General features: G+C 40.6%; 21 protein-coding genes. 17 read left to right on the forward strand and 4 right to left on the reverse strand.

Annotated elements, in window-relative coordinates; all coding sequences use genetic code 11:
• The first annotated feature begins 78 nt into the window (after positions 1–78).
• From nirK to B9Y87_RS15110, 5 genes are all read left to right on the forward strand, one after another.
• Positions 79–1,539 carry a copper-containing nitrite reductase gene (gene nirK, locus B9Y87_RS15090; protein ID WP_085499893.1) on the forward strand — a complete coding sequence of 487 codons (1,461 nt, stop codon included), beginning with the start codon at positions 79–81 and terminating at the stop codon, positions 1,537–1,539.
• A 23-nt stretch (positions 1,540–1,562) separates the two neighbouring features.
• On the forward strand, positions 1,563–2,360 hold the full coding sequence (locus tag B9Y87_RS15095; protein ID WP_394334965.1) for a formylglycine-generating enzyme family protein: 798 nt from the start codon (positions 1,563–1,565) through the stop codon (positions 2,358–2,360).
• A gap of 4 nt (positions 2,361–2,364) precedes the next feature.
• Positions 2,365–3,069 (forward strand): SCO family protein, encoded by a 705-nt coding sequence (locus B9Y87_RS15100; protein ID WP_085499806.1) that lies wholly within the window; start codon positions 2,365–2,367, stop codon positions 3,067–3,069.
• Positions 3,070–3,162: 93 nt separating this feature from the next.
• Positions 3,163–6,546, forward strand: coding sequence for a transcription-repair coupling factor (gene mfd, locus B9Y87_RS15105; RefSeq protein ID WP_394334966.1), 3,384 nt, complete (start codon positions 3,163–3,165; stop codon positions 6,544–6,546).
• Positions 6,547–6,561: 15 nt separating this feature from the next.
• Positions 6,562–7,893 (forward strand): redoxin domain-containing protein, encoded by a 1,332-nt coding sequence (locus tag B9Y87_RS15110; protein WP_085499808.1) that lies wholly within the window; start codon positions 6,562–6,564, stop codon positions 7,891–7,893.
• A gap of 89 nt (positions 7,894–7,982) precedes the next feature.
• On the opposite strand, the gene B9Y87_RS15115 is transcribed toward B9Y87_RS15110, so the two are convergent.
• Positions 7,983–8,642: an aspartate kinase gene (locus B9Y87_RS15115; protein WP_085499809.1), complete on the reverse strand. Its 660-nt coding sequence runs from the start codon at positions 8,640–8,642 to the stop codon at positions 7,983–7,985.
• A 51-nt stretch (positions 8,643–8,693) separates the two neighbouring features.
• Complete coding sequence (locus B9Y87_RS15120) at positions 8,694–9,053, reverse strand: YraN family protein (RefSeq protein ID WP_085499810.1); 360 nt, start codon at positions 9,051–9,053, stop codon at positions 8,694–8,696.
• 191 nt (positions 9,054–9,244) lie between these two features.
• On the opposite strand from B9Y87_RS15120, the gene B9Y87_RS15125 reads away from it, so the two are divergent.
• The 6 genes from B9Y87_RS15125 to B9Y87_RS15150 all read left to right on the forward strand — a co-directional run bounded on the left by B9Y87_RS15125 (position 9,245) and on the right by B9Y87_RS15150 (position 17,870).
• The gene (locus B9Y87_RS15125; protein WP_085499811.1) at positions 9,245–10,753 is read left to right on the forward strand and encodes a DUF1800 domain-containing protein; all 1,509 of its coding nucleotides are present in this window, start codon (positions 9,245–9,247) and stop codon (positions 10,751–10,753) included.
• An 11-nt stretch (positions 10,754–10,764) separates the two neighbouring features.
• Positions 10,765–12,480 (forward strand): DUF1501 domain-containing protein, encoded by a 1,716-nt coding sequence (locus tag B9Y87_RS15130; protein WP_085499812.1) that lies wholly within the window; start codon positions 10,765–10,767, stop codon positions 12,478–12,480.
• A 134-nt stretch (positions 12,481–12,614) separates the two neighbouring features.
• Entirely contained in the window at positions 12,615–14,699 is a 2,085-nt protein-coding gene (gene metG / locus B9Y87_RS15135; protein WP_085499813.1) for a methionine--tRNA ligase, read from the forward strand.
• A gap of 51 nt (positions 14,700–14,750) precedes the next feature.
• Complete coding sequence (locus B9Y87_RS15140) at positions 14,751–16,874, forward strand: Tex family protein (RefSeq protein ID WP_085499814.1); 2,124 nt, start codon at positions 14,751–14,753, stop codon at positions 16,872–16,874.
• Positions 16,875–16,944: 70 nt separating this feature from the next.
• On the forward strand, positions 16,945–17,460 hold the full coding sequence (locus B9Y87_RS15145) for a ferritin (RefSeq protein WP_085499815.1): 516 nt from the start codon (positions 16,945–16,947) through the stop codon (positions 17,458–17,460).
• 215 nt (positions 17,461–17,675) lie between these two features.
• Positions 17,676–17,870, forward strand: coding sequence for a hypothetical protein (locus B9Y87_RS15150; RefSeq protein ID WP_072859825.1), 195 nt, complete (start codon positions 17,676–17,678; stop codon positions 17,868–17,870).
• Positions 17,871–18,356: 486 nt separating this feature from the next.
• On the opposite strand, the gene B9Y87_RS15155 is transcribed toward B9Y87_RS15150, so the two are convergent.
• Both B9Y87_RS15155 and B9Y87_RS15160 read right to left on the reverse strand, forming a co-directional pair.
• Positions 18,357–18,656: a GIY-YIG nuclease family protein gene (locus B9Y87_RS15155; protein WP_085499816.1), complete on the reverse strand. Its 300-nt coding sequence runs from the start codon at positions 18,654–18,656 to the stop codon at positions 18,357–18,359.
• 432 nt (positions 18,657–19,088) lie between these two features.
• Positions 19,089–19,421, reverse strand: coding sequence for a single-stranded DNA-binding protein (locus B9Y87_RS15160; protein WP_031442041.1), 333 nt, complete (start codon positions 19,419–19,421; stop codon positions 19,089–19,091).
• Positions 19,422–20,309: 888 nt separating this feature from the next.
• Here B9Y87_RS15160 and B9Y87_RS15165 point away from each other — a divergent pair.
• The 6 genes from B9Y87_RS15165 (at position 20,310) to B9Y87_RS15190 (ending at position 23,491) form a co-directional block, all read left to right on the forward strand.
• The gene (locus tag B9Y87_RS15165) at positions 20,310–20,591 is read left to right on the forward strand and encodes a hypothetical protein (protein ID WP_085499817.1); all 282 of its coding nucleotides are present in this window, start codon (positions 20,310–20,312) and stop codon (positions 20,589–20,591) included.
• Positions 20,592–20,872: 281 nt separating this feature from the next.
• Complete coding sequence (locus B9Y87_RS15170) at positions 20,873–21,247, forward strand: DUF1304 domain-containing protein (RefSeq protein WP_085499818.1); 375 nt, start codon at positions 20,873–20,875, stop codon at positions 21,245–21,247.
• Between the two features lie 124 nt (positions 21,248–21,371).
• Positions 21,372–21,944, forward strand: coding sequence for a pentapeptide repeat-containing protein (locus B9Y87_RS15175; RefSeq protein WP_085499819.1), 573 nt, complete (start codon positions 21,372–21,374; stop codon positions 21,942–21,944).
• A 70-nt stretch (positions 21,945–22,014) separates the two neighbouring features.
• A complete protein-coding gene (locus tag B9Y87_RS15180) occupies positions 22,015–22,503 on the forward strand; it encodes a DUF6265 family protein (protein WP_085499820.1) in 489 nt (162 codons plus the stop codon).
• Positions 22,500–22,886, forward strand: coding sequence for an SMU1112c/YaeR family gloxylase I-like metalloprotein (gene gloA2 / locus B9Y87_RS15185; protein WP_085499821.1), 387 nt, complete (start codon positions 22,500–22,502; stop codon positions 22,884–22,886). Before B9Y87_RS15180 ends, gloA2 begins: the two co-directional genes overlap by 4 nt.
• Positions 22,883–23,491: an LbetaH domain-containing protein gene (locus tag B9Y87_RS15190; RefSeq protein WP_085499822.1), complete on the forward strand. Its 609-nt coding sequence runs from the start codon at positions 22,883–22,885 to the stop codon at positions 23,489–23,491. The genes gloA2 and B9Y87_RS15190 overlap by 4 nt, the downstream gene beginning before the upstream one ends.
• Positions 23,492–23,498 lie beyond the last annotated feature (7 nt).

The following is a 23,498-nucleotide window of genomic DNA, read 5'->3' on the forward strand; positions in this document are numbered from 1 at the left end:
GACAATCGCAATTATTTTTGTCCCTATAAAAGACAAAAAAGTCCTTTATTTTTTAGTAAGCAACCAAAACAAAATATTATGAATACAAAATCAACAAAAAAAGTATTCCTTTTCCTTATGCTGGTAGCAGGAATGGGTAGCCTTATCCTCTCATGTGCTAAAAAAGAAAAGATCGTTTACGAAAACACCGCAGATATCCCTGCAAATCGTGAAATGATAGCAGAACTAACCGCTCCGCCCCATGTACCTACCCCAGTTGGGGATAGAAAGGCCAAATTACTAAAGGTGGATATGGAAATCCTGGAACTGGAAGGAGAAATGACCAATGGGGTGCGATACGTGTACTGGACCTTTGGCGGTTCTGTGCCAGGCAGTTTTATAAGAACCAGGGTTGGGGATGAGGTTGAATTTCACCTAAAGAATCACCCGGACAATAAATTACCACATAATATCGACCTCCATGCCGTTACCGGTCCAGGGGGAGGTGCCGAATCTTCCTTTGTAGCTCCCGGCCACGAAAAGGTTTTTTCCTTTAAAACCCTAAATCCCGGACTTTATGTATACCACTGCGCCACTGCACCCGTAGGAATGCACATAGCCAACGGAATGTATGGATTGATATTGGTTGAGCCCGAAGGTGGCCTGCCCTTGGTAGATAAGGAATACTATATAATGCAAGGCGATTTTTACACCAAAGGCGCCAATGGTGACCGCGGTCTACAGCCTTTTGACATGCAAAAAGCAGTTGACGAAAAGGCGGATTATATAGTTTTTAATGGAAAAATGGGAGCCTTGACAGGCGACAATGCCCTTACCGCAAAGGTAGGTGAAACAGTTCGTTTGTTCGTCGGCAATGGTGGTCCCAACCTAGTATCCTCCTTTCATGTTATTGGTGAAATATTCGATAAAGTACATGTAGAAGGTGGGGATATGATTAATGAAAATGTCCAAACTACCCTAATACCGGCAGGAGGAGCAGCGATCGTTGAATTTAAAGTAGATGTACCCGGAACTTTTATATTGGTAGACCATTCCATATTCAGAGCCTTTAACAAGGGAGCTCTTGGAATGCTTAAAGTGGAAGGTGAGAAAAACAAGACCATTTATTCCGGTGAACTGGAGGATGGTATTTACCAGCCTGAAGGTAGTGGAATTCAAAAAATGCCCTCCACAAATGGCGTTGTGGAATCTGAAATTCCCGCCAAATCCTTGGAGGAAAAGATGGAATTTGGAAAAGCAACCTATATGCAGACCTGTTTTGCCTGTCACCAGGGAGAGGGCCAAGGAATTGCCAATGCATTTCCTCCTTTGGCCAAATCGGATTACTTAAATGCCGATGTTAATAGAGCTATAGACATTGTTTTACATGGAAAAACAGGTGAAATAACCGTAAACGGACAAAAATACAATAGTGTTATGACGGCGCAGACCTTGTCTGATGAAGAGGTGGCCAATGTACTTACCTATGTTTACAATAGTTGGGGCAATTCCAAAAAAGATGTAACTCCGTCTATGGTCAAAAGTGTAAGAAACAAATAAAATTAAATAATAAAAGGATAATTATGGGTCCCTTCTTTAAAGTAGCATTTACTCTTTTTGGCATAATTACCGCCAGTAGCACATTTGCACAAGCAGAGCAAATGGTTACCGTAAAAGGAGGGACTTATATTCCACTTTACGGAGTTGATTCAACGGCGGTCACCGTTGATGAATTTTCTATGGACGTATATCCAGTATCCAACAAGGAGTATTTAGAATTCGTTCAGGAATATCCTGAATGGAAAAAAAGTAAGGTCAAGCGACTATTTGCAGACGGTAATTACTTATTAAATTGGGAAAGTGATGAATCCTTTGGAACGCAATTAGCCGAGGATGCCGCGGTTACCAACGTTTCTTGGTTTGCCGCCAAGAAATATTGCGAATGCCAAGGAAAAAGGTTGCCAACCGTTGATGAGTGGGAATATGCGGCTATGGCCGATAAAAGCAATGCAGATGCCCGTAAAAAGGAATCCTACAATCAGCTCATTCTGGATTGGTACGAAGCTCCAAAAACATTTAACAATTCCATAGGCTCCACCTTTAAAAATTATTGGGGAATTTATGACCTTCACGGCCTTGTATGGGAGTGGACCATGGACTTTAATTCCGTTTTAATTTCCGGTGAATCCAGAAAGGATGTGGACAAGGACAGTAATCTATTTTGTGGTAGTGCTGCTGTTGGGGCATCGGACTTAATGAACTATGCAGCCTTTATGCGCTACGCCTTTAGAGGCAGCCTAAAAGCCAATTATGCCATAAGAAATTTGGGATTCCGATGTGTACAGACCAAAGGACCGAACAATAACAACCTAACTTATTAAAGAAATGAAAAAAATTCTCAATGCCGCATTGTTATGCCTTTTGGTCATCAATCATATAGGGTGCAATACAAAAACCTCTACCAAAACGACAGTAGAAAAATACCAATGTCCAATGCATTGCGAGGGCGACAAAACCTATGATCAACCTGGTAAGTGTGGCGTTTGTAAAATGGACCTCCAACTACTGGCAATGATCACCAAAAAGGAGGGTGAAATTTCCGAGCTATCCATTTATAACCTACCATCCAAATGGACCAATCAGAACAATGAGGACATACAGTTGAAGGCACTAAAAGGAGATGTATTGGTCATGGTCATGATCTACACTTCCTGTCAAACCGCATGCCCTAGATTGGTTGCGGACATGCGCGGTATAGAAGAGCAAATCCCGGCGGACAAAAAGGACAAGGTTACCCTTGTTTTTGTTAGCATAGACCCTGAAACAGATACGCCACAGCGCTTAAAAGAATTTGCAAAAGAAAATCAGATGGACTCGGAAAAATGGGTATTTCTAAGAGGTTCCGAAGCGGACACCCGTGAATTTTCAGCAGTACTGGCGGTCAACTACAAAAAAATATCCCCTATGGATTTTTCCCATTCCAACATTATTAGCGTTTTTGACCAAGAAGGGGAATTGGCCTATCAACAAGAAGGCTTGGGAATTAACAATAAGGAAACCGTTTCCAAAATCATAGAATTGTTGAATTAGAACATATTCATCTTTTAATTCCCTGCCATCTTTTGTAAAAAGGATAATCAAGGGTTATATTTGCATAAAAATTTACGGTTGACAAAATCTTCAATGTTACAACTGTTCGCACAGTCTCCCCAACTGGGAAAACTGAGGGCAACTATTGCCGATTTCCAAAATAACGCCTCTGCGACCTCAAAACCTAAAACCAATATCAAAGGACTAACAGGGTCTGCCCTCTCCTTCGTAATTGCAGAAATATTTCATAAATCCGAGGCTCCATTTTTGTTAATTTTAAACGATAAGGAGGAAGCCGCCTATTATTTAAACGACCTGGAGCAGCTGTTAGGGGATAACGATGTGTTATTTTACCCCGGTAGTTACAGAAGGCCTTACCAGATTGAGGAAACGGACAATGCCAATGTGCTTTTGCGTGCAGAAGTACTAAACCGTATCAACTCCAGAAAAAAACCGGCGATCATCGTAACCTATGCCGATGCGCTTTTTGAAAAAGTGGTGACCAGAAAGGAACTGGAGAAAAATACCCTAAAAATTAAACTGGAGGATACCCTTTCCCTAGACTTTTTAAATGAGGTTTTGTTCGAATATAAATTTAAAAGGGTCGATTTTGTAACGGAGCCAGGAGAATTCTCTGTACGTGGTGGTATCATGGACGTATTTTCCTTTTCCCACGATGAACCTTACAGAATTGAATTCTTTGGGGACGAAGTAGACAGCATCAGAACCTTTGATGTGGAAACACAATTGTCTACACAAAAGGTCAAAAAGATTACCATCATCCCCAATGTGGAAAACAAGTTCCTGGACGAAAACCGGGAAAGCTTTCTAAAGTACATATCCCCAAACACCCTAATCTTTAGCAAGAACCTTAGTTTGCTCTACGCTAGGTTGGATTCATTTTTTGAAAAGGCAGAAGAGGCATTTACCAAACTCTCCAAAGAAATAAAGCATGCGAAACCACAGGAATTGTTTACCAATTCCGATTTATTAAAACATCAGCTGGCCGATTTTGGCCTGGTAGAGATCGATGGAAGCTCTACAACTTCAAGTGATTCGGAAACCATAGTTTTCAATACAAAACCTCAACCATCCTTCAATAAGAAATTCGATTTATTAATTGAAAACCTTAACGATAACTACAAAAACGGATTTACCAATTACCTCTTTTGCGCCACAGACCAACAGGCCAAAAGGTTTCACGATATTTTTGATGAAGTGGGAAAGGAAGTCCATTATAAAACCGTTGTACTTCCCCTATACCAAGGGTTTTTGGACCACGACCTAAAGATAGCCTGTTATACGGACCATCAAATCTTTGAGCGCTATCTAAAATTCCACTTAAAAAATGGCTACGCCAAAAAACAGGCCATTACCCTAAAGGATCTGAACAAATTGGAAATTGGGGACTATGTTACCCATATAGACCACGGTATCGGGAAATTTGGGGGCTTACAAAAGATAGACGTTGAAGGCAAGAAACAAGAAGCTATAAAGCTAATGTACGGGGAAAGGGACATTCTTTATGTCAGCATACATTCCTTGCACAAAATTTCGAAATTCAATGGAAAGGACGGCGCTCCCCCAAAAATATACAAGCTGGGTTCAGGGGCATGGAAAAAAATCAAGGACAAGGCCAAGTCACGTGTTAAAAAAATTGCCTTCGACCTAATCCAACTTTATGCCAAGCGAAGACTGGAAAAAGGATTTCAATACGGTCCGGACAGCTACTTACAGCACGAACTGGAAGCTTCCTTTATTTACGAGGATACCCCGGACCAAAGCAAGTCTACCGAAGACATCAAGAAAGACATGGAAAGCGAAAGGCCCATGGACCGACTCGTTTGCGGGGATGTAGGGTTTGGAAAAACAGAAGTAGCCATTAGGGCAGCTTTTAAAGCTGTTGACAATGGTAAACAAGTGGCCGTATTGGTACCCACTACCATTTTGGCCTTTCAACACCACCGGACCTTTTCGGAGCGTTTAAAGGATATGCCGGTTACGGTAGATTATGTAAATCGTTTTAGGACCGCCAAAGAGAAAAAAGAGACCTTGGAAAATCTGGCAGCGGGTAAGGTAGATATCATTATTGGCACCCATCAGTTGGTAAACAAGAACGTGAAGTTCAAGGATCTGGGCTTATTGGTCGTTGATGAGGAACAAAAATTTGGGGTATCGGTCAAGGACAAATTAAAATCCATAAAGGAAAATGTAGATGTCCTTACGCTTACCGCTACGCCCATCCCAAGAACGCTTCAATTTAGTTTAATGGCGGCCAGGGACCTATCGGTCATCAATACGGCACCACCCAATAGATACCCTATAGAAAGCGAGGTAATCCGATTCAGCGAAGAAACCATTCGCGATGCCATCACCTACGAAATCCAACGGGGCGGACAGGTCTTCTTTATCCACAATAGAATTGAAAATATTAAGGAAGTTGCCGGAATGATCCAAAGACTGGTGCCTGATGCCAAAATTGGTATCGGCCACGGGCAAATGGATGGCAAAAAATTGGAAACCCTTATGTTGGCCTTTATGAATGGTGAGTTCGATGTACTTATTTCCACCACCATTGTAGAAAGCGGTCTGGACGTTACCAATGCCAACACCATTTTTATTAACAATGCCAATAATTTTGGCCTGAGCGACCTCCATCAAATGAGAGGACGTGTAGGCCGAAGCAATAAAAAGGCTTTCTGTTACTTTATTACCCCTCCCTATGATGTTATGACCAACGATGCTAGGAAAAGAATTCAGGCATTGGAACAATTTACGGATCTGGGTAGCGGTTTCAATATTGCCATGAAAGATCTGGAAATTAGGGGTGCAGGTGATTTGTTGGGGGGCGAACAAAGTGGATTTATCAATGAAATTGGCTTTGATGCCTATCAGAAAATATTGGCCGAAGCCATAGACGAACTTAAGGAAAACGAATTTAAGGAGCTTTACGAAGAAGTTGGTGGCAAACCAAAAGTCTTTGTGAAGGAAACCCAAATAGATTCCGATTTTGAATTGTTGTTCCCTGATGATTATATTAACAATATAACCGAACGCTTAAACCTCTATACCGAACTGAACCAAGTCTCCGAGGAAGAGGGGTTACAAAAATTTGAGACGGAATTGATCGACAGATTTGGGGAGCTACCCACCCAGGCGGAGGACTTATTAAACTCGGTCCGCATCAAATGGATAGCAAATAGTATTGGCCTGGAGAAAATAGTGATGAAGAAGGGCAAGATGATCGGCTATTTTATAGCGGACCAGCAATCTGATTTTTACCAAAGCAGTTCCTTTACCGCCGTGTTGCAATTTGTACAAGCCCATCCCAACCTTGCCAAACTAAAAGAAAAGCAGACCCGTAACGGACTGCGACTTCTGTTGGTATTTGAGCATATAAATTCGATTGATAAAGCCTATAAGTCCATTCAACCATTTAATATACTTATCCCTAAAACTGGAATAACGGTCCCATAAAACGCCCTTAAAGAGATGAATTTAAAAAACGTATTATACCTATCAATCCTATGTTTTTCTCTATTTTCGAAGGCCCAGCACAGCATTTCAGGAAATTTATCCCCGGCCGATGATTACAAATGGTTGATTGCCTATAAACTAAATCCGGACCATCAGAATTATATAGCCGACACCGCTGTTAAGAACGGGACTTTCTCCCTTATTATTCCTGCCAATGCCAAGACGGGAATGTACAGACTGGTATATGCCGTACCCCAAGAGGAATTCTATTTTGATTTTATCTATAATGGAAAGGAGGACATTGTTCTCTCTTTCGATTCCCAAAAAGGCCTGTCCTTTATATCCTCCAATGAAAATCTTTTATATACCAGATACTTTAATGAAATCCATGGGCTGGAGAAACAAATTGCCCAATTTTATTCGGAAAAAAAGAAGGACCGCAGCCTGCTTTTAAACCTTAACAAGAAGTTGGCCGCGGTGCAAAAATCATTCGAAACCCAATCACAAGGGATGCTCAGCGGACACTTCATTTCGGCAAACAGACCCTATATTTCCTCGGGCTATGAGGATGTTGAAACCTACATAAAGAATAAAAGGGAACATTATTTTAACGCCTTGGACTTTAACGATGAGGTATTACTGGGATCCGACTTTTTAACGGACAAGGTGGTTAATTACGTATTTACGGCCCTTCCCCAACATCAAATTCCAAATAAAGAAAAAGAGCCCGTAATTATAGAAAATATTAAGGAATTGGCCCGCGTATTGGAAAATGTAAGTGCCAACAACAAGGTTCAGTTATTTAATAGTCTTTGGACAAAGGCCTCCGAAGGCAATCTAAATAAGGCGGCCGATTTTATTTATAGTAATTACCTCAAATCCCTGGCCACAGAAACCAATAAATCCGAACTCTTAAAAAAGATCGAAACACAAAATAGGCTTCGTTTGGGAGCCATAGCCCCAGAAATTACTTGGAATGAAGGTAGTAGCACCAAAAAACTCAGCGATCTTACAGGGGCAAAGAATTACGTAATTGTATTTTGGAGCAGTACCTGTTCCCACTGCCTACAGCAACTACCGGAATTTCACAAAAATTTAAAGGGTATTTCCAACATCAAGGTTTTAGCTATTGGCTTGGAAGACGATGATGTAACTTGGAAAAAAGAATCGGCCAAACTACCAGACTTCATTCACGGTATTGCACTAGGAAAATGGGAAAGTCCGTACGCGGATATTTACGATATCCATCAAACCCCCACCTATTATATTTTGGACAATGAAAAGCGCATCGTTGCCAGACCGGATGATTACCAAGAGGTTGTGAAATTCTTAAAAGGGAATAATTAACACATTGCCATTGGAGACAATACGTTTTTCTATTATCACATTTACACATTGAAACATTGTACCATTTAACCAATGGCTACATTAGTACATTACAATGTTTTAAGGTCCTTGATTGTCTTAAAGGCTACATCTACCTGCTCGTCATTTACGATGATGGTAAATTCATTGGTAGTGGATATTACTTCGTATAGCACGATACCCTCCCATGCCAAGCGTTGAAAAATAAAATAGTAGATCCCTGGTACGGACACGTTTTCCGCTGGCAACTTTACGGTAATAGAGGAAAGGTTCTCGGCCTTTTGGGTGCACTTTTCATTCTTGAACAAGTCCTCCACTGCCTCGTCCAATATATTACTGACAACGATATTAAGTTCGTTGACCCCTCTTGACGACGTATAGAAAACATCCTTGTTCCTGTTTACCTCATTCAACAAAACAGTCTGATTTTCCAAAATGGATTCGGACACCAAAAAGGTAAAATCGGTCAACGATGACCTTACCGTAATCTCCCCTATATTTTTTAATACTTTAATAATTTTATGGGTAGCACGGAACTCCAAATCATCGGAAAGACGCTTTAAGGCCATGACAATAGCACCATTGCGAATATCCTTTCCCAACTCACTTTCTATTTCCGGTTTTACTATCCTAGAAAGCGATGTTAAGTTAATAATCCCCTGAGCTAAAGCACTTTGCAAAAATGGTTTCTTTTTAATGTAGTCTTCCACGACCGATGAAATAGTCTTCATTTTCTTAAACTTTTGGTAAAAATAACAAATTGTTACAAATAAAACAAATAATTAAAAGTGATAGAATGCATTTTCCAAATGTTCTATGCTAAAGTTCGTCCCATTTTTAAGTATGGTAATGATATCGAACCTAGTCTCTACATCAAGATCCTTGCTAATAATATAATGATCGGCCGCCATGACCAATAGCTTTATTTTCTTATCGGTAACCGTGTCTGCAATGGGTTGCATATAGTCGGAACTTCGCGATTTTACCTCTACAATGGCCAAAATATCTCCTTTTCTCGCAATTATATCGATCTCTGCTTTCATATACCTATAATTTCTATGAATTACGTTATAACCCTTTTCAACTAAATGGTCCACCGCCAATTGCTCTCCCTTCTTCCCAAATTCGTTATGCTTTGCCATTCCGTTTCGATTCTATTTACCAAAAAAAGTGCATTTTATCGAAAAACCTAACATACTGTCGTCCAAATTTCTATAAACCACGTAATTTGTTATGAATTATAACGAAAATTTCGTAAGAGCTATAATTTCTTATTAAAAAGTACGTTATGCAATGACCCCTTACTTATAACCTATCAAATGCGGAATAAATTATGGAATTTTTCATAAACTGTAATACTTCTAGTTTGGCTCCCTACACCACCCCGTTGGATGGACAAAGGGCCCAACATTTATATAGGAGATTGGGTTTTAGTGCCTCCGTTCAAACAATTAACCAAGCAACTGGCCAATCTGCCGGCAATTTGGTTGATTCACTTATTTCTGAAGCGCAAAATAAGCCCCTCTTGGCTGCTCCAATCTGGGCAGATTGGAACAACAGTAATTATCCTGAAGATGATGAGCAGCGCGGACAAATAATAAGGTCGCAACAAGAAGAATTTAAGTTGGCCTATACCAACGCCCTACTTGAAAATAACCTCCGGGACCGTCTTAGTTTTTTTTGGAGCAATCATTTTGTAACAGAACTGGACGTTTACAATTGTAATTCATTCCTTTACCATTATATCAATTGCCTGCAACGCAATGCAATTGGCAATTTCAAGACCTTTGTTAGCGAAATTGGCCTTACCAGCGCTATGCTCTACTATTTGGATGGCGTTTATAACAATGGCAGCAACCCCAACGAGAATTATGCCCGTGAACTTTATGAACTATTTACCTTAGGAGAGGGAAATGGCTATACAGAGCAGGATATCATTGAAACCGCCAAGGCCCTTTCCGGCTATGTTGAAAGAGGGGAAATAGGCTGTGAGCAGGTATTGTTTGATGCTTCCAAATTTAATTCGGAGAGCAAAACAATTTTTGGACGCACCGGAAATTGGGGATATGATGACGTTATCGACATTCTTTTTGAAGAAAGAGCCAATGAAATAGGCTATTTCATCTGTAAAAAATTATATGAATTTTTTGTTCACCCAGATGCTACGGATGAGGCCAACAATGCCAAGACCATTATTGATGGCCTAACCGCAACCTTTATCAGCAATAACTTTGAATTGGCACCAGTGTTAAGTCAACTTTTTAAAAGCCAACATTTTTTTGACGATGAAGCCATTGGCGTTATTATTAAAAGTCCGTTCGATTTATACTTGAACACTATTAATGAAACCGGTTTTACCTTTAACGATACTACCATTGGAAGTGCCATAAATTATAGTGGGTTGCTGGGTCAGGATCTTTTCGATCCTTTTGATGTTGCAGGATGGCAACGAAACAGGGATTGGATCAATACCAATTTTATGATTGGCCGTTGGCTTACCATGGAAACTATTGTTGATGGTTTTTACCAGGACAACCCTGAACAATTCAGGACATTTGCCATGGATGCCGTTGGACCGGCCAACAGTAGTACCAGTAACCCCGAGATTGTTGTACGGGCCATTGTAGACAAAATTACACCTAAGGGATTGTATACCCAACAGGATTTTGACAATGCCATGTCCGCATTTAAAATAGAAGATGTTCCAGAAGATTATTATGGCCCCGATTATATTCCTGGCGGACAATCCTTATGGATTTTAAGCATAAGCCAGGAGGTTCCATCACAGGTTCATCTACTCTTAAGACACCTTACCAGACAACCCGAATATCAACTAAAATAAAACCGACCGCTATGTGCGATACTCATCATAATTCACCCCATAAAGGTAAGGACCATGATGGTCACGATTTGGAACATAAGACCTGGAGTCGACGTTCCTTCCTTCAAGCCTTAGGTATTGCCGGTTCCGGATCCATGATGCTGGGTAGTAATTTTCTAACCGCATCGGCCCCATCCCCTCTGACCTCGGCTATAGCCATGGCAGAAACCGATAATATTTTAATATTAATTCGCTTGTCAGGTGGTAATGACGGTCTTAGTACCATTATCCCCATTGAACAATATGACATCTATGCCAATGCACGTCCCAATATTTATCTTCCGGAAAGTAAAATATTAAGGTTAACGGATGAATTTGGGGTACCTACCTATATGAAATCTTTGGAACCCATGTGGGGAGAAGGTCAGTTTAAAGCGGTACATGGTGTAGGTTATGAAGGCCAAAGTCTGTCCCATTTTACCGGTTCGGATATTTTTGCCAATACCGACCTAAGTACTACAGGCTTCAGCGGAAGGAAAACAGGATGGATGGGTAGACATTTTGAATATCTATATCCTGATTATTTGTCGGATTTTCCAGGTAGCCGGCCAGAGGGCCCAGCCGCTATCCAAGTAGGAAACTACGGAAGTTTGGTTTTTGAAGGTGAGGAGACCAACTACGCCTTTGTAACCAACAATATAGATCAGTTGGAACAAATTGCGGAAACAGGACTACAATATTCCGTAGAGGATTCCCTCTTTGATAATTGTATGTACAGCGACCAGATAAAATTTCTTAGAGGTGTATCCAACGTAACCAACGAATACGCAGGCACTATACATGAAGCCTATATGCGCGGGGCAAACCAGGTGGAGTATCAAAACAATGGTTTTGCCAGACAATTGGCATTGTTGGCCAGATTGATTAAAGGAAACCTTGGCACTAAGGTCTATATGATTAGTATGGGAGGTTTTGACACCCATGGAAATCAACCTTTGGTACACGAACGCCTAATGACCCAGCTGTCTATTGCTGTTGACAATTTTTATGATGATTTGGCCTTTACCCAGCAGGACGACAAGGTATTGAGTATGACTTTTTCCGAATTCGGTAGAAGGATTTATGAAAATGGATCCAATGGAACCGACCACGGAAAGGCTGCCCCTACCTTATTTTTTGGTTCTGGATTAAACGGCAGTGCCTTTGTAGGAGACCATCCCTCATTGGATGAGCCCAATAGTAGAGGTAACCTTGAGTATACCATGGATTTTAGAAACCTGTATGCCACTGTACTGGCCGAATGGTTATGTGTAGATATTCCACTAGTGGAACAACATATCATGGACGGATATAAATATACCCCTGTAAACCTAGGCTTTAACTGTAGCGGAGTGGATTTCCCGGATATTGTTTATAGTGATGGGCAGCCAACTCCTCCAACGCCAACAGATCCAACTGGGGAAAATCCAAATCCTGAATTGCTGGATGCCATCGTTCACAAACCTTTTTACCCAACAGATTCAACACCCCATATTTATCTGGAAATGCCTTTTAGCGGTCATGTGGACATCCAATTGTTCAACATCATGGGCCAGCATTTAGGAACGGTATATAATGAAATTATGTTGGAGGGCTCCATTGAAATCAATGTTAGGGAGAGACTATCAACCTATTTGGCTTCCGGAAAATATATTTATAGAATACAGGTTCAGGATAAAAAACTGAGCAAATCCATAATGGTAGCTTAAAGTCACCCCTACTTACTATGCGAGAAGGCCTTCGTAAATTCTGAATTCTTTTCAGGGTTACGAAGGCTTATTTTTTGAAGGAATACGCCAGCTGCAAGTAAAAATCTTTATTTTTGCACCCTAATCCAAAAATAATGTCGCAGAACCTTAAGCAGCCAGCAAGATATACCATAACAGCAGCCCTACCATATACCAACGGCCCTATACATATTGGCCATTTGGCAGGCGTTTATGTGCCCGCGGACATCTATGCCAGATACTTGAGATTAAATGGAAATGATGTGGCCTTCGTATGCGGAAGTGATGAACACGGAGTGGCCATTTCCATGAAAGCCAAAAAAGAAGGTGTAAGCCCCCAGAACATAATAGATAAATACCACGGTATTATTAAACAATCCTTTCAGGATTTTGGCATTACCTTTAACAACTATTCGAGGACATCTGCAGAAGTCCATCATAAAACAGCCTCCGATTTCTTTGTAAAACTCTATGAACAAGGAGATTTTATTGAGGAAACCACCGAACAATTATATGACGAAGAGGCTAAGCAATTTTTAGCCGATCGTTTTGTAATCGGTACCTGCCCAAAATGTGGCCATGAGGAAGCTTATGGGGATCAGTGCGAAAATTGTGGCTCCACTTTAAATGCCACGGACCTGATCAACCCAAAATCTACCATTTCCGGAGCAGTACCCTCCCTAAAGGAAACCAAGCACTGGTTTCTTCCCTTGGACCGCTACGAAGATTTCTTAAAAACATGGATTCTGGAAGGCCATAAAAATGACTGGAAGCCCAATGTATACGGACAATGTAAATCTTGGATCGATGACGGACTAAAGCCTAGGGCCGTAACCCGCGATCTTGACTGGGGAATCCCTGTCCCCGTGGAAGGCGGGGAAGGCAAGGTGTTGTATGTTTGGTTCGATGCCCCAATTGGTTATATTTCCTCCACCAAAGAATGGGCAGCAAGGGAAGGCAAGGACTGGGAACCCTATTGGAAGTCCAAGGACACTAAAATGGTGCATTTTATCGGCAAGGATAATATTGTATTCCACTGTATTATATTCCCTAGCATGCTAAAGGCACATGGCGATTTTATATTACCGGAAAATGTTCCGGCCAACGAATTCTTAAACCTCGAAGGCAACAAACTGTCCACATCCAAGAATTGGGCGGTGTGGCTGCATGAGTATTTGGAGGAATTTCCCAATATGCAGGATGTACTAAGATATACCCTGACCGCCAATGCCCCAGAAACCAAGGACAACGATTTTACCTGGAAGGACTTTCAGGCCAGGAACAACAATGAATTGGTGGCCATTTATGGGAATTTCATCAACCGTGTAGTAGTGCTAACCAACAAGTATTACAATGGTATTGTTCCCACTCCGGGCAGCTATAGCCTGGTAGATAAGGAAACCCTGGCCGAGCTGAAAAAGTATCCCGAGATCATTTCCAGTTCCATAGAAAGATACCGTTTCCGTGAAGCGGGACAGGAAGTTATGAATTTGGCGCGACTTGGAAATAAGTACTTGGCCGATGAAGAGCCCTGGAAAGTAATTAAACAGGATGAGGAAAGGGTAAAGACCATTATGTTCGTTGCCCTGCAGATAGGTTCGGCTTTGGCAGTGTTGAGCGAGCCTTTCCTGCCTTTCACCGCCGCTAAGCTTAAAAAAATCCTCAATATCACCCAAAGTGGATCCGAGGGGTCTCTTGAATGGAAAGACATATCGGAAAAAGAAATTTTACTCCCAGCAGAACATCAGATAAATGAAGCCGAGTTACTCTTCAGCAAAGTAGAGGACGAAACCATTCAAGCGCAATTGGACAAACTGGAAGCTACCAAAAAAGAAAATGAAAACATGAACAAAGAAGTGGACCCACAAAAAGACACCATTACCTTTGACGATTTCACCAAATTGGATATGCGTGTAGGTACCATCATTGAAGCCGAGAAAATGCCGAAAGCTAAAAAACTTCTGGTTTTAAAAGTGGATACCGGTCTGGATATAAGAACCATAGTATCCGGAATTGCCGAAAGCTTTTCTCCGCAGGACATCATTGGAAAAAAGGTAACTGTGCTGGTTAATTTGGCCCCTAGGGCTTTACGTGGCGTGGACAGTGAGGGCATGATCCTAATGACGGAAAATGCCGATGGCAAATTGGTATTCATCAATCCCGATGAGGATGGTGTTGGCAATGGTGAGACCATAAATTAGGTCTTGGCTCCGCCTTTAAATTGGCATTCCAAGATAAAAACAAAATACCCCATGAATCTTATATCCTACATCTCCAAAAACACCCAGCTCCCATTAAAAGGCATTGAAAATACGGTTGCCCTTTTAAATGAGGATTGCACGGTACCCTTTATTTCCCGTTACCGAAAAGAACGGACAGGAAATTTGGACGAGGTACAAATTGGTGCCATAGTACAGTACAAATCGCAGTTTGAAGCTTTGGAAAAGCGCAAATTGGCCATCCTTAAGGCAATAGAGGAGCAGGAGGAACTAAGCCCTGAGTTGGCCAAAAAAATAAGTGATGCCGAGGACCTCACTACCTTGGAGGACCTTTATCTCCCCTTCAAGAAAAAGCGTAAAACAAAGGCGGAAACAGCCAAAAAAAATGGCTTGGAGCCCTTGGCGAAAATCATTTTGGCCCAGCGTACCGATGAAATCGATTTTGAGGCATCCAAATATATCAATGATGCAGTACCCAATGAAGATGATGCCCTGGAAGGAGCCCGACATATAATTGCGGAGTGGATCAATGAGCGCAGCGATATCCGAAATCAGATCAGGACCCAATTGGAAAAATTCGCATTAATTTCCACCAAGGTCGTTGCCAACAAAAAGGACGATGAGAAAGCCCAAAAATTTAGGGACTATTTTGAATGGAGCGAACCCTTAAATAGATGTCCATCGCACCGACTCCTGGCCATACTACGAGCGGAAAATGAAGGTTTTATCCGTGTTAAAATTGAAATTGATGATGAGAAAGCCATTTCCAATATGGAGTACAGGATCATCAAAAACAACAATGCAACCGCTCCCCATCTTCAAATGGCCATACAGGATGCCTACAAGAGGTTGCTATTCCCTTCCCTTTCCAATGAAATTCTTAAATCTGCCAAGGAAAAAGCGGATGAATCGGCTATTCAGGTATTTTCAAAAAACTTGAAACAGCTGTTGTTGGGGTCACCATTGGGCGAAAAAAGAATTTTGGCTATAGATCCCGGCTTTAGAACGGGCTGTAAAGTGGTTTGTCTTAGCGCTCAGGGCGATTTGGAGCACAACGAGACCATTTACCCCCATGCACCTCAAAACGACAGTACCGGCGCTATAAAGAAAATAAGTTCCTTGGCGGATGCCTATAAGATTGAAGCCATAGCCATAGGTAATGGTACCGCCTCTAGGGAAACGGAGCAATTAATAAAACGGATTCAATTTAAGAACACTATTGAGGTATTTGTGGTCAGTGAGGCCGGGGCCTCCATTTATTCCGCTTCCAAAATTGCCCGGGAAGAATTCCCCAATTACGATGTTACCGTTAGGGGTGCCGTATCCATCGGAAGACGCCTGGCAGATCCGTTGGCAGAATTGGTAAAAATAGATGCCAAATCCATTGGGGTCGGACAATATCAGCATGACGTAGACCAAAATCTATTAAAAAACTCCTTGGACACAGTGGTGGAGAGTTGTGTAAATACCGTAGGCGTAAACATTAATACGGCCAGTGTACCCTTACTCAGCTATGTTTCCGGAATTGGCCCTAAACTGGCGGAAAACATTGTTGCCTATAGGAACGAAAATGGCGCCTTTACCAGTAGGAGCGAAATAAAAAAGGTGCCCCGTTTGGGAGAAAAGGCCTTTGAACAGGGGGCGGCATTTTTACGTATCAAGCAGGCCAAAAATCCGCTGGATGATTCCGCAGTGCATCCGGAAAGTTATTCCCTTGTACAAAAAATGGTGAAAGACCAGGGAGTGCCCCTTTCCGAAATAATAGGAAACAAGGAAGTCCTAAAAAAAATCGATCTAAAACAATATTGCAATGAAAACGTGGGATTGCCCACTTTACAGGATATTGTAAAGGAATTGGAGAAACCGGGACTGGACGTTAGGGAAAAGGCCAAAGTCTTTACCTTTAATCAGAACATCAGGACCATTTCCGATCTAAAAGAAGGACAATTACTACCAGGAATAGTGAACAATATCACCAATTTTGGCTGTTTTGTAGATGTAGGCATCAAGGAAAGTGGACTCATCCATATCTCCAATCTATCCGATAGTTTTGTAAAAGATGTGAACGAGCATGTTAGCTTGCACCAACAAATAATTGTTAAGGTGCTGGAAGTGGACATTCCCAGAAAACGGATACAGTTGGCATTGCACAAATAACTCCAAATCTTAAGTTAAGAGCTGGCAAAAAGAGCCATTTATTCGTAACTTTAGTTAAAATTTGAAACTTATGTTATCCGAAAAACTAGAAAAAGCATTGAACGAACAGGTCCGTATAGAGGCCGAATCTTCACAGGTATATTTATCCATGGCCTCTTGGGCCGAAGGCAAAGGATTGGAGGGTATTGCACAATTTATGTACAATCAATCGGATGAGGAGCGTTTACACATGCTCAAGCTGGTAAAATACATCAATGAAAGGGGCGGGCACGCCTTTGTATCCGCGCTTAACGCACCAAAAACCGACTTTGGCAGTTTTCAGAAAATGTTCCACGAGTTATTGGAGCATGAAATTTTTGTCTCCAATAGCATTAACGAATTGGTACATGTAACCCTGCAGGAAAAGGACTATGCCACCCATAATTTTCTTCAATGGTATGTGGCAGAACAAATTGAGGAAGAGGCCTTGGCCCGTAATATTTTGGACAAGATAAATCTTATTGGGAACGACAAAGGAGGCCTTTATTTATTCGATCGCGATATACAGCAGATTACAGCCAATAGTGCGGCCATCACGCCTCAATAATTGGTGTTATTTTTGCTGTTAACCTTATGTGGTAAACCAGCATGGACCTTGGTATATAAAACATAAAACCCCGCCTTTTTGGCGGGGTTTTTCTATAATACCATTTCAAACACCTACTACTTCGAAAATGTTGACCCACTGCTAAATTTAACATTTAATCTTATTTAGATTTAATTAAAATAAATACTTTTGCCCAGTTATTATTCCAATCTCCAGTGGGTAAAAAGAAGAAACAGGGCAAGAAAGAGGAAAAAAAGCTAAAAAAGGCTTTAAAAAAAGAGCAAAAAGCGGCTCTTAAAGAAATGGTTCCACATGGCTGTAAGACCAAGTGTTGTGACAAATACAAAAAGTCGGAATCCAAAAGGTGCAGTCGCTGTCCTTGTTTTGATCTGATGAAGAAAGTGGCCTAAACTTTGACAACCTTGCGCATACCGAGCATTGCGCATTTAATTGACTTACGATAGTCGCGGCACGGTGAAGTAATCTCATAGCTGCGCGCCAAGAACAAACAGCAGTAACCAAAATCATACAGATTGCCACGTCACTAACGTTCCCTGTCTACTGATAGGCAAACTCGCAATGACGCCTCATTGGGACTAATAAAGCAGAAAGCCTTAACGACCATAGCTGCACGTCATTGCGAACGGGGTTGTCCATAGACAGGCTTAGTGAAGCAATCCCATAGTTGTGCGCCAAGAACATACAGCAGTAACCAAAATCAAACAGATTGCCACGTCACCAACGTTCCTCGCAATGACTCCTCTTTGGGGCTAATAAAGCAGAAGGCCATAACGACCAAGATGTACGTCATTGCGAACGGGACTGTCCATAGACAGGCCTAGTGAAGCAATCTCCATAATCCTTGGCCAACAATAAACATTTAGCGGCCTTACAATTTAAACATAAGGGAATAGCCATTCTTTTGCTAAATCTACCCATTCTGGATTTGTACTTCTGATTAGATATTCTTTACGCCTCCTATTTCCAGCCTTTATTTGTTTCTCCCTTTCAATAGCCATATCCATATTGCTATATTCTTCATAATAAACCAATTTGGTGCAATTGTATCGATAGGAAAACCCACGAAATACCCCGGTTTTATGTTCATAAATACGTCTTACTAGATCGGTGGTAACACCAACGTAGATAACGGTATTATATTTATTAGTAAGTAAATATACATTTGACTTTTTCATGATCTATATTTGGATTAATACTTTCAGACTGGACTAAAAAGATTGCTTCATCACTATCGCTCCCCGTCTACCGATAGGCAGGCTCACAATGACGTTGATAATTTTAATTTCCAATCCAACAATCCGTCATTGCGAACGGGGCTGTCCATAGAAAGGCATAGTGAAGCAATCCCATAGTTGTGCGCCAAGAACGAACAGCAGTAACCAAAATCAAACAGATTGCCACGTCACTAACGTTCCTCGCAATGACGCCTCATTGGGGCTAACAATAACTTTTTTAGATTCATTTGCAATTCTCCAATTAGTAATCGCACGGAAATACCCTCCCAAAAAACAAAAGAAGCAACCCCATAGATCCTGAAACTGACCCATAGAATTACTTCTTGCTAGGCGACTATATCCGGTATAAACTTCCGGATCTGATAAACCAATTTATTTACCCAACATCAGGAGTTCATTACATCGAATTTCGGTGATGTACCTTTTTTCCCCTTCCTTGGTTTCATAAGAGCGAGTGGTCAATTTTCCTTCAACGGCAACTTCCTTACCCTTGTTGAGATAGTTTTCCACAATTTCGGCGGTCTTGCCCCAGGCCACAACATTGTGCCATTGGGTATCCGTTACCTTTTCCCCCTTGGCATTTTTATAGGTCTCATTGGTAGCAATGGCGAATTTGGCCAATTTACCACCTCCGTCTAGATTAATAATTTCTGGATCGTTACCCAAGTTCCCAATCAACTGTACTCTGTTTCTAAGTGCGTTCATAATACATAATTTTTAAATCCCGAATCCACGGGAAAAGTTAAACAGATAATGATTTTTGATGGAACAAACTTAACCCCCAATGCAAATGTTATTCGGTTGTAAACCAATTAATTTCGTTTGTAAACATTTGTAGTCGTTTGAACTTAATTAATCCGATGCATAACTTTTAAAAAAAAATTTTGATTATGTTAATACTGTTGCTTAGATTTGGAGCATAAAAAAACGCCAGTACGGTAATACTGACGTTAAAAAATTAAAAACAACCGTTGATGTTTACTACAACCCATCTAAGAATGGCTAATGAGACCATCTTCGACTAATTGTTTTTTATTTATTTAAAAATTGGGCGGAATGTTACTATTTTTCGATCCCGCCCCTTGAAAGATTACAAACCTAACAAGTTTCGTTTTGGATTACCTAGAAATTCTAGTAGTAATCCGAACCGTTCTAGTAATACGAATCCTTCTAACGGGAATCGTTACGGTTCTTCTAACAACTCTTACACTCATCATGCGTAGGGTTTTAGTAGAATAAATGTCGGATTAGGACCCTCCTAATCCCAAAAACAAAAAGATATGTTCGTAGCATATCTTTTTTTGCTTTCACAAAGTTTGTGATTTAATAACAATAACTAAAGCCCAATACGCATTATTAACCACAAAGTTTTTAACACAAAATGTTGAAATGTTGCTTCGCAAGTGATGTTCATTACCTTTCTTACCCCTGTGATTTATTAAGGCTAATCGATAAAATACACTAAATTTTCATCATACCGAAAAGTATATATTTAATTATACCGATTGTTTTTCGATCTATAATAAATTTTACTCGTAAAATCCTGATTTATAAGAATAGAAAACCGATGTGATAATTTTATATATTTATCACATGGATGACTTTAAAAAAGAACTTAAAAGATTAGGTGACATTGAATTCTCAAGGATTAAGAGTAAATATCGTAGTAAAGTAGACAAAAAGGGCAATATAAGTTCGGCAGCTAATAATTTAAAGGTATATGGCGATGCCTTAAAAGACACTTCGGAAAAAATTACATCAATAGCTAATAAGCTATACCCGGATATGGGGGTTACAAAAGATGATGCTGTCAAGGCTTTAAATAACCTAATAGAAAAATATATGGTAGAAATAAAAAAGCTATCAGGGTTTTAACTCCTCACCATTTTTAAAAACTTTTATCTCCATCCCGAATTCAGTAAGTTCACTTCTTTTACTTGCTATCAATTCCAACAGTTCACTAAGTCCTTTTGATTTTTAAATTTCTTTCTTTACAAATTCCATTTCATTTATTTTTTAGTGTTTGTCCCATATTGTATATAAATGCCCCGTTATGGGATTTTTAACTCCTCCTCAACATACCCTGACATCCAACAACGATAAATCAATGGAATCCCCTATATTTAAAACAAAATAATCCTTTCAAAACTTAAAATATGGAAACCCTCATAAAAATCCTTATAGGCATTATAGCCCTGGAACACCTTTATATTTTGTACATGGAAATGTTTGCCTGGGAAACCTTGGGTAAAAAAACATTTAGAAAAGCACTCCCGGAGCACCTATTTAAACCTACCAAAGGCCTGGCTGCCAACCAAGGACTCTACAACGGATTTTTGGCCGCCGGGCTTATTTGGACATTTTTTATCAAAGACCCGGAATGGAGCACCAATATCTCCATTTTCTTTCTTAGCTGTGTGGCCATTGCGGGCATTTATGGTGCTTGGTCCGCCAGTAAAAAAATATTCGTGGTGCAAGCCTTACCGGCTCTAATAGCACTTTTATTACAGTGGCTTGTTGCTTACTTTTAATCATAGAACTATGGACCAACCTAAGTCTAAATAAGCCGTATCCTATTCCGCTAATTATAATATTCTTTCCTTTGTACTTTTTTTCCCTTAAGATTATATAATTGCCAAAACTTCGAATAGTAGTATGAGCACTCCATTTATTTCGGACCAAACCTTTAAAGGAATCGACTTTACCTCCAAGCGCTTATCCAAAGGAGATTATGAAAACTGTATTTTCGACTCCTGCACCTTTTCCAAAGGGGATATATCCAACATCGCTTTTATGGAATGTGTTTTTACCGATTGCGACCTTAGCAATGTAAACCTAAAGAATACCACCTTTAAGGAAACCGTTTTTAAAAGGTGTAAGCTTTTGGGAATACGTTTTGACCATTGCAATGACTTTCTACTGTCCTTCAATTTCCATGATTGCACGGTGGACTTGTCCTCTTTTTATCAATTGAAGCTCAAGAATACTACCTTCAATAATTGTAAGATGATTTCGGTCGATTTTACGGAGACCGACCTTACCGAAACCGTATTCGATTCCTGCAATCTTGAAGGTGCTATTTTTGAAAATAGCAATTTGCAAAAAGTCGATTTCCGAACAGCTTTCAATTATACCTTGGATCCTGAAAAGAACAAAATTGCCAACGCTAAATTCTCTAGGGACGGAGCCTTGGGTTTATTAAAGAAGTACAATATCCAAATCTCTTAAACCGCATCAAAGAATTAATCGTTTGTAATCGGATAATTTGTACCTTATTACTTTCAAAACCAATCTGCACATGAAATGGATCCTAATACTATTGCTCTTTGCCTACGCACCTTCCTTTGGCCAGAATACCATTTCCTTTACAGAAGGAAGTCCATCACCTAAGGCCCGCCTGTCCGATGTTTCTTGGATAGCGGGGCACTGGAAGGGAGAGGCATTTGGCGGTATAACCGAGGAAATATGGAGTCCGCCGCTGGGAGATTCCATGATGTTCGTGTTTAAATTGGTCGTAGACAATAAAGTAGTCTTTTATGAGATTGGCCATATTAGGCAGGAAGGGGAAACCCTTATACTTCAATTGAAACACTTCAATGGAAATTTGACAGCTTGGGAGGAAAAAGAGAAAACAGTCGACTTTAAACTAGTTAAACTGGAAGGTAACCGGGTCTATTTTGATGATTTTACCTTTGAAAAGATTAATGACTCGGAAATTAATATCTATGTAGTCATTGAGCAGAAAAATGGCTCCAAAGAAGAAGTTAAGTTCAACTACACCAAATGATCTTAAACAAAGTACACCATATTGCCATCATTTGTTCGGATTATAAGAAATCCAAAAGATTCTATGTGGAAGACCTAGGTTTGGAACCCTTGCAAGAAGTTTATAGGAATGAAAGGGACTCCTTCAAATTGGATTTGGCACTGAACGGCGAATATATCATAGAACTATTTTCATTTCCCAAACCACCTCCAAGAAGCACACGGCCAGAAGCAGCCGGTTTAAGGCACTTGGCATTTGAGGTAGACGATTTGGATACCAGCTTGGTGGAATTGTCCGGAAAAGGTATTCTGGCAGAACCTGTTCGTACTGACGAGTTTACCCAAAAAAAGTTCACTTTTATATTCGATCCGGACAACCTACCTATAGAACTCTACCAAAAATGACCACTATATCTAACTTTGTAGCGCATTTTTACACCCATTTTCCCCACCAAAAAGGAATGTCTCCCTGGGAAATTACACCATCCATAATATCTATGATTACCAAAAAGATCTTGGAACTCAATTCCGAGGATTATGCCGTTAAAAATGGAATGGCCATCCACAAAACTGCCGTAATAGAAAATGGGGCAGTTCTAAAAGAGCCCCTCATTATTTCCCGAAACTGTTTTGTTGCCAGCCACGCTTATCTACGGGGCGGAGTGTTTTTGGACGAAGGGGTGCGGATAGGTCCCGGAAGTGAGATTAAGTCCAGTTTTATCGGCCATCATTCGGCCATGGCCCATTTTAATTTTATAGGAGATAGTATTATTGGTGGGCATGTTAATTTTGAGGCAGGAGCACTTATTGCCAACCATTATAACGAAAGGTTTGATAAGACCATTTGGGCCCAAGTAAACAGTATCAGGACCAATACCGGATCGATCAAATTTGGCGCCTTGGTCGGGGACAATTCAAAAATTGGGGCCAATGCCGTTCTTTCCCCAGGCACCATATTATCCTCGGGATCCGTAGTAAAACGATTGGAGCTTATAGAACAAAACAATTGAACAAACC

The sequence above is a fragment of the Arenibacter troitsensis genome (assembly GCF_900177645.1).
Taxonomy (GTDB): domain Bacteria; phylum Bacteroidota; class Bacteroidia; order Flavobacteriales; family Flavobacteriaceae; genus Arenibacter; species Arenibacter troitsensis.